At 44.3% G+C, this 5,860-nt stretch carries 11 protein-coding genes; 4 read left to right on the top strand and 7 right to left on the bottom strand.

Going from position 1 to position 5,860, the window contains the following annotated elements; all coding sequences use genetic code 11:
• The 5 genes from CDG79_RS38575 to CDG79_RS41810 form a co-directional block, all read right to left on the bottom strand.
• A partial coding sequence (locus tag CDG79_RS38575; RefSeq protein ID WP_143855721.1) for an IS110 family transposase occupies nt 1–502 on the bottom strand: 502 nt, incomplete at its 3' end.
• A 340-nt stretch (nt 503–842) separates the two neighbouring features.
• Nucleotides 843–1,091: a hypothetical protein gene (locus CDG79_RS38570; protein ID WP_094346780.1), complete on the bottom strand. Its 249-nt coding sequence runs from the start codon at nt 1,089–1,091 to the stop codon at nt 843–845.
• Entirely contained in the window at nt 1,084–1,746 is a 663-nt protein-coding gene (locus tag CDG79_RS38565; RefSeq protein WP_094346779.1) for a hypothetical protein, read from the bottom strand. Before CDG79_RS38565 ends, CDG79_RS38570 begins: the two co-directional genes overlap by 8 nt.
• Before the next feature lie 13 nt (nt 1,747–1,759).
• A complete protein-coding gene (locus tag CDG79_RS38560) occupies nt 1,760–2,095 on the bottom strand; it encodes a hypothetical protein (RefSeq protein WP_094346778.1) in 336 nt (111 codons plus the stop codon).
• Nucleotides 2,059–2,259, bottom strand: a complete 201-nt coding sequence (locus CDG79_RS41810; RefSeq protein WP_143855720.1) for a hypothetical protein — start codon at nt 2,257–2,259, stop codon at nt 2,059–2,061. Before CDG79_RS41810 ends, CDG79_RS38560 begins: the two co-directional genes overlap by 37 nt.
• Nucleotides 2,260–2,518: 259 nt before the next feature.
• On the opposite strand from CDG79_RS41810, the gene CDG79_RS45100 reads away from it, so the two are divergent.
• The 4 genes from CDG79_RS45100 (at nt 2,519) to CDG79_RS38540 (ending at nt 4,845) form a co-directional block, all read left to right on the top strand.
• Entirely contained in the window at nt 2,519–2,857 is a 339-nt protein-coding gene (locus CDG79_RS45100) for a hypothetical protein (RefSeq protein ID WP_262985881.1), read from the top strand.
• Between the two features lie 69 nt (nt 2,858–2,926).
• A complete protein-coding gene (locus CDG79_RS38550; protein ID WP_094346776.1) occupies nt 2,927–3,169 on the top strand; it encodes a hypothetical protein in 243 nt (80 codons plus the stop codon).
• 79 nt (nt 3,170–3,248) lie between these two features.
• Nucleotides 3,249–3,944: a hypothetical protein gene (locus CDG79_RS38545; protein ID WP_094346775.1), complete on the top strand. Its 696-nt coding sequence runs from the start codon at nt 3,249–3,251 to the stop codon at nt 3,942–3,944.
• 61 nt (nt 3,945–4,005) lie between these two features.
• The gene (locus tag CDG79_RS38540) at nt 4,006–4,845 is read left to right on the top strand and encodes a hypothetical protein (RefSeq protein ID WP_094346774.1); all 840 of its coding nucleotides are present in this window, start codon (nt 4,006–4,008) and stop codon (nt 4,843–4,845) included.
• An 89-nt stretch (nt 4,846–4,934) separates the two neighbouring features.
• On the opposite strand, the gene CDG79_RS38535 is transcribed toward CDG79_RS38540, so the two are convergent.
• Nucleotides 4,935–5,258 carry a hypothetical protein gene (locus tag CDG79_RS38535; protein WP_094346773.1) on the bottom strand — a complete coding sequence of 108 codons (324 nt, stop codon included), beginning with the start codon at nt 5,256–5,258 and terminating at the stop codon, nt 4,935–4,937.
• A 342-nt stretch (nt 5,259–5,600) separates the two neighbouring features.
• On the bottom strand, nt 5,601–5,860 hold a 260-nt coding region (locus CDG79_RS38530), incomplete at its 5' end, for a tyrosine-type recombinase/integrase (RefSeq protein WP_145982902.1).

The raw sequence follows: 5,860 nt of genomic DNA, 5'->3' as shown, positions 1-5,860 counted from the left end.
CAACTTCTGGGAACTGCCACGCTAAATCTTGCCGCGCACGATTCATAATCGGGGATTGAACGCGGTTGAGATGTGCCAGTCGCAAAACTAGTTCTCGAATTCTGACTATTTCGCGATCGCGAATTTGGACAAATCGACGTGGGTCTTTTTGGTAGTCAAAGTAGTAACAGGCAAGGGCTAGAGCATCGGCATCATCATCTTTATCAGGTAGTGCTAAGTGATTGGCTCGATAATTCCTTAATTCTTTGTGACCTACCAGCCGAACTTCTACCCCAGCACGGGCTAAGTGAGTGCCCCACAGTTTGCTGTAGTTATTACCAGTTGGTTCGAGCAATGCAATGTCCGGCTTGAGCGCGAGTAAATCTTGAATACCCTTTGCATTGGCGCTTAAGCAAAAGAACGGACATTCGTAATAAAATTGACGTGGGTCTTCGGGCTTATCCGCGAGCAGGCAAGCCGAAACCGAGGACTTGCTAACATCAAGTCCCAAAATTCTAATCATTCAGTTCCTCCTGGGTGGTTTCGTCTTGTTCCCTGATGCCATGCCTGCGAATCACCCGAAGGCCACAACAGCCTAATTCACTCTCAAGGCAATACCAGAAGCGGTAACTTCTGGTGACACAGGGGAGGGAACAGCACAATCACAGCAGCCGAGCTTACGAAGTTACGAAAGCCATGCAGCTTGATTCCAAATAAAAGCCCTAAGCTACTGTGTGGATGTGCTGTACGTCTGGGTTGGACTCCAGTCCGCGACGTGAGATAAACTCACGTTTCGGCTACCGAGTCAAGTAGCCCGCGCCTTCATCAAGCGCGATCGCAACAATTGCGAAAATTGCGATTCATCAGGCGGTGTACACAGCAAACTCCAATGTGAAATTTTTAGCCGCAGCTTTGGACTTTAACCCTTTGGTAAAAGCTTTATTCAGGAGCATTATTTCCCTTTCGCTGTGGTAGACAAGTGTCGTTATCGTATTTGGTTTTGCATCAAGAATTGTGTCTTTGATGAATTCTCGCCTTTGTTTGATAGAGTATTTGTCCATTTTCCATGCTGGATCTGGGTGTGGGATATCTAAATTTTCTTGATTATTCATAAATTTCATCCTCATCAAATTCGTCATCATATCCAACTAATGAATACGAGTTTTCTGGGTCAATGATGTTAAGAGAATCAACCATTGCTCGACCCGTGAGAACATCAAGAACTGAATAGTTACCGTTCACGATCGCAGTCTCAACTTCCCTCATCTTGAAATGTTGCTCTAGTTCTGGAGTTCTGAGGCGCGGGTCAACGTCCTCAATGGAGTTAATCGGCGGCGGAACTTCATCCCCTTCAATCCAGCGATCGCGCTGACTGTTATAAAATTCTGTGTATGCACGAGCGCTCGGTGGCTGTGGTGCAGTTTCAAAAAAATCTGCCAGTTCCTTTTGCCGTTGGATACCTTCATCGCCGCATTCCATAGAATCAACCCACTCATGCTTCATGGCAAAGCCACCAACTCCGACTGCAACTTCAATTGCATCAGCACCAGAACTGTGAGCAATAAGTTTAGCTATCGCACTAGATTGAATGCTGCTGAGGCGTTCCAAATCAATAATCCACAGAGCTAGCTGTTCCCCGTCAGTTGTTTTCACTCGCTCCATTGGGAATGGGTCACGCACGGGTATCCTGCCGCCTGGAAATAGTTTTAAGATTGACTCGTAAGGATTGCCGGGTTTGAGTTTTACCCAAGTGTCATGTTTGGTCATAATGAATCTTCAATTAAAAATACTCAGGGTTATTGGATGACTCTAAATCAAAAGGCATGTCATCTGGATCTGGGTCAGGTAAAGCAATCTGTTGGAGATTTTCTTTCTGATTTTTCAACATGTCATATTCGGTTTGAAGTTCGCGCAGTTCTTTTTTGAGTTGCCTGATTTCTTGCTCAACTTTTGTAGAAACATCTTCCCTAATTTTTCGCTCCACCATGAACATCACGCGAGAGATTGCCTCTTCCTCGTCATCCCCTTCTAAGACTTCTTCAGAGAGTTCTAGACGCTTTGAGTTGTAATCCTCCAGGTTTAGTACCCGTTGGTAAGTAATATTTTTGAGTGCCATAACTTTGTGCTATTTTTTACTTGTTGGAATCGATTAATCAATTGCGATCGCGTTTGTATTAACGCGATCGCAAATTCCTCATTATCAACGTGTTTGATATTTACCTTTGTCGCACCGGGGTAGTGCTTTAGGTTTTCAATGATCTCTAAAACTGTGGTTGGCATGTGATTTTAAAGTAAGTGTGCAGACATGAAAATATCACCACGCGACAAACTCGTTGCCGCGATCGCTCTTCAGTGATAAAGGGTGTTTCCGCGCAAGGTGGCGCGGGTGCTTGCTCCGGTTTATTGGGATGCCCTGCAAGGTGGCAGGGGGGAGCGATTGATGGTCTATTCTTGTGTAAGAATAAAAGTATAATAACATCTTGTGTAAGATATGCAATAATCTTGTGTAAGAAATAGTGATAAAATTTTGTGTAAGAATATGATGCTTTCACCAAATGACCAAGAAGAAGCACGGCTGGTACGAGGAAGGCAAAGTCAGAGTAAACATATCTCTGACTCAGACTTCAATAGAGAGTCTGGATCGTCAAGCTACTCGGCTGGGAATGAGTCGCTCAGAGTTGATAGAGACTATGGCTCGTCAAGAACAGTCTCTACTTCCAGAAGAAAAGGAACTCCTGGGAAAATTGTCCGCCGGCTGATAGGCGAGTATCGCGATCAGGTGGCAACAAAAAAACACGAGATTCAACAGCTTGAGTCCAATATCCAGGAATTTGAATCACTACTAAAAGAACTCGAAAAACCAGAAGAACCTGAATAAAACCGTCCTGCCTACTGTGGCAAGGGCGGTTTTGTGTTGCGATCGCAAATGACAAACGACAAATGACCAATGACTAAATCAAAAATCTCATCAAAAGTAGTTCGAGCCAGGAGCCTTGCAATATACGAGCTAGAGAAATTCATTGGATACATCGGCACTATCGACCCAGAACTGACTCCCGATAAAACGATAGTGCTAGCAGCATCATTACTGGCAGGAATGCCAGCACTATTTGAAGAAAATCCCGCGATGCTGAATCACGTAAAAGAGATGGCAGCTAGTATCAAGCTAAAACCTCATCCACTGAACTAAAAAACCAAAAAGCCACCATCAGATTTAGCGATCGTGGTGGCTCCTTGAAACTAACTAATAGTAATTAACTAATAGTATTATGCCAGAAAACTCATCAAAAATTTCACTTCCTTGGACTGAAGAACACACAGCATTTTGTTATCAACACCATATTTGCCCTGCTGCTAAATCGCTTTGGCAATGGCTAATGATGCAGGGTGCAATAGCTGAAGAATTAGAACCCGATTTATCAGAATTCAACGCCACAGTTGCCAAAGCCAGAGGTAAAGGATACTCACATAATTACCTCAAACAGATATTCGACCAGCTAGTAGAACACAGAGTTATCCAAGTCGTTAAACAGTATTCTTGGAAGATATTTAAGTTACTTGTAAGACCCCTCGAATGGTTGAAGCCACCGAGAAAGAAGCGAGAAAAAAACTTACAAAACCATAATTTAAGTTACACTTCAGACCCCTCAAATGATAAGTCTGTCGTTCCGGGTGATATACAGCAGCAGCATTCTAATTCTGATATCAACCTAGAGACCCTGGCGGAAGTGGGTATACATTATGACTCCACAGAGAAAGAAGTGCTTGAACGCCCAACCCATGAAATTAAGTTGGCTCTTTTAATGTTTAACCTTCGTGGTGGTTTAGATAAAATTCTTAACCCAGAAGGGTTTATTCGTCGGTGTTTAAGACAGAGATGGTGGGAGTTTCCGCGTAATTACAATCTTTTACTTAAAATGTTTGGGAACTCTACAGAATGGGATGAATTATTCCCCTCTGGTTAATTCCTATGTATAAAAAAAACGGACGCTGTAACGTCCGCCAATTCATTAATCCACAAACATTATGAAACATAATTCTGATGTACCTGGGCAATTAGCATTATTTGCGATTACTCCAACAGTTGAAATAAGGGCTACCATTCACGATCCTCACTGGGATGAAATACTTGCGCCCCAACAAGAAGACGATAATCACTGGAATCCTGCTGACTTTGGGGAAGTGCCCCATAAGTTAGATGGACAACTGACAATTTTTTCCGACGACTCACAAGAACCGCCAGACCCAGATGATTATGAAAATCTTGAGGATTACGAGCAAGCCTGGGCTGGGTGGGTAGGTGTCAAGGTTGGCGACTTGGTAAAGCTCTCTAATACATGGATGAATAAATGCGCTGCTGCCACCACTGGCAAATTCAGGAAGGATTACCAATACAAATCTGACAACGAATTAATTTCTGAGGTTATTTGGGTAGATCCCAGAGGGCGGGGACACATTTACGTTGGACGCGGCAATAATAATGCATTGTTTGTTCCTTGCGGTTGCTACACAGTAGAAACTCGTGTTGGGGCGCAGGTCAAAGGTGATACTGTTCCAGCCATCGTAGAAACTCGTGTTGGGGCGCAGGTATCACAAGTTACTCAAAAAGTTGCGCCCCAACACGATACTCACTGGGTAGAGAAGTACTGGGTGGAACGGCCTGGTAATAAATATTGGTATTTCCGGTACTGTTGGATGCAGGGACGGAAGAAAAACCGTTGCTACCTCGGAGGTGTAGACAGTAACCTAGCAAGACGCAAAAAGGCAGATGTGGAAATTGCGATCGCAGATGGTAAATTACCAATTGAGATAAAAGACTTGATCCGAGGCTGGAAGAATGAATCGCCCACCATGCCCAAAATGTGAAAGTATCCTCGTTTTCAAACACGGTAGCTACACCTTGGTCAACGGCGATGTTGTGCAGCGCTGGTTTTGTCAAACTTGCCGCAAAGGTTTTAATCCTGGCTCAACAATTCAGGAGATTCCTTCAGTAGCTTCTGAAGCTTCCGCAGTTCATCCCAGGTGCGAGCGGTAATATCGGGTTTACTAAATTTCTGGGTAGACCGATAATTTTGAGTTCTCCAAGCGATGTAGCGGTCAATGACTTGTAGAAAATCCCCTGTAAGTCCGGGGATATCATCGTTTATCAGCTTAGAATCTACCGCTCTAGCGTAATCCAAAATCTGATTTTCTAGGACAACGGGCACGCGGATAGTTTTGGTTTTCCCGTGGTTCCAAGCTGGCGGGAAGCTGCTGCTGTTTTTTCCTGGTCTGAGCATTGCATGTTTCCTGAAATGCCTGTGTCAAGGCAGAATACAGCGTTTTTGTCTGAATTGCAATTGCCTCCCCATTCCCCAATGCCCAATGCCCAATGACTAATGACCAATGAAAAGCGATCGCGCTGAAAATTGCGATCGCAAATAGTTGTTTTTGAAATTTAGATTTTCAGTTTATTCACTTGTTCAAGCTTTGTCACAAATTTGGGTAAAGTCGATCCACCTCATCCCATGCCTGATTTGCCAAGCACTCCAGAGCCATAGCTAGCAAGAGCGGGTGATTGTACTTCCCCTCTTGAAAGCACTCGCAGAATATCTCGACTTGCAGGAATAGGAGTCTGGGGTTCATAGAGTTGCGATCGCGCTTTTGACTTCATCAAGTTCAACATCGATGTAAGGGTCAAGCCCTTTGTTATCACGGTGTCCGGTGATTTTACGAATCACATCCTTGTCAACAGAATTTTTCCGTAATCGGTTCACTAAGCTCCGGCGGGTGCTGTGAGTTGAGATTCCCTTAGCACTCATTCCCGCCTTTTCGGTGGCCCGCTGGAGGATGGCGTAAGCATTCCGCCAAGAAATTGGTTTTGTGCCGCACCGTGAGGGGA

This window comes from Nostoc sp. 'Peltigera membranacea cyanobiont' 232 (assembly GCF_002245985.1).
Taxonomy (GTDB): domain Bacteria; phylum Cyanobacteriota; class Cyanobacteriia; order Cyanobacteriales; family Nostocaceae; genus Nostoc.
This window is presented reverse-complemented; position numbering and strand designations above follow the sequence as displayed.

Coding starts and splice junctions, on each gene's coding strand:
- CDG79_RS38565 (WP_094346779.1), bottom strand. CDS start 1,746: ATGACCAAACATGACACTTGGGTAAAACTCAAACCCGGCAATCCTTAC.
- CDG79_RS38545 (WP_094346775.1), top strand. CDS start 3,249: ATGCCAGAAAACTCATCAAAAATTTCACTTCCTTGGACTGAAGAACAC.
- CDG79_RS38550 (WP_094346776.1), top strand. CDS start 2,927: ATGACTAAATCAAAAATCTCATCAAAAGTAGTTCGAGCCAGGAGCCTT.
- CDG79_RS38540 (WP_094346774.1), top strand. CDS start 4,006: ATGAAACATAATTCTGATGTACCTGGGCAATTAGCATTATTTGCGATT.
- CDG79_RS45100 (WP_262985881.1), top strand. CDS start 2,519: ATGATGCTTTCACCAAATGACCAAGAAGAAGCACGGCTGGTACGAGGA.
- CDG79_RS38570 (WP_094346780.1), bottom strand. CDS start 1,091: ATGAATAATCAAGAAAATTTAGATATCCCACACCCAGATCCAGCATGG.
- CDG79_RS41810 (WP_143855720.1), bottom strand. CDS start 2,259: ATGCCAACCACAGTTTTAGAGATCATTGAAAACCTAAAGCACTACCCC.
- CDG79_RS38560 (WP_094346778.1), bottom strand. CDS start 2,095: ATGGCACTCAAAAATATTACTTACCAACGGGTACTAAACCTGGAGGAT.
- CDG79_RS38535 (WP_094346773.1), bottom strand. CDS start 5,258: ATGCTCAGACCAGGAAAAAACAGCAGCAGCTTCCCGCCAGCTTGGAAC.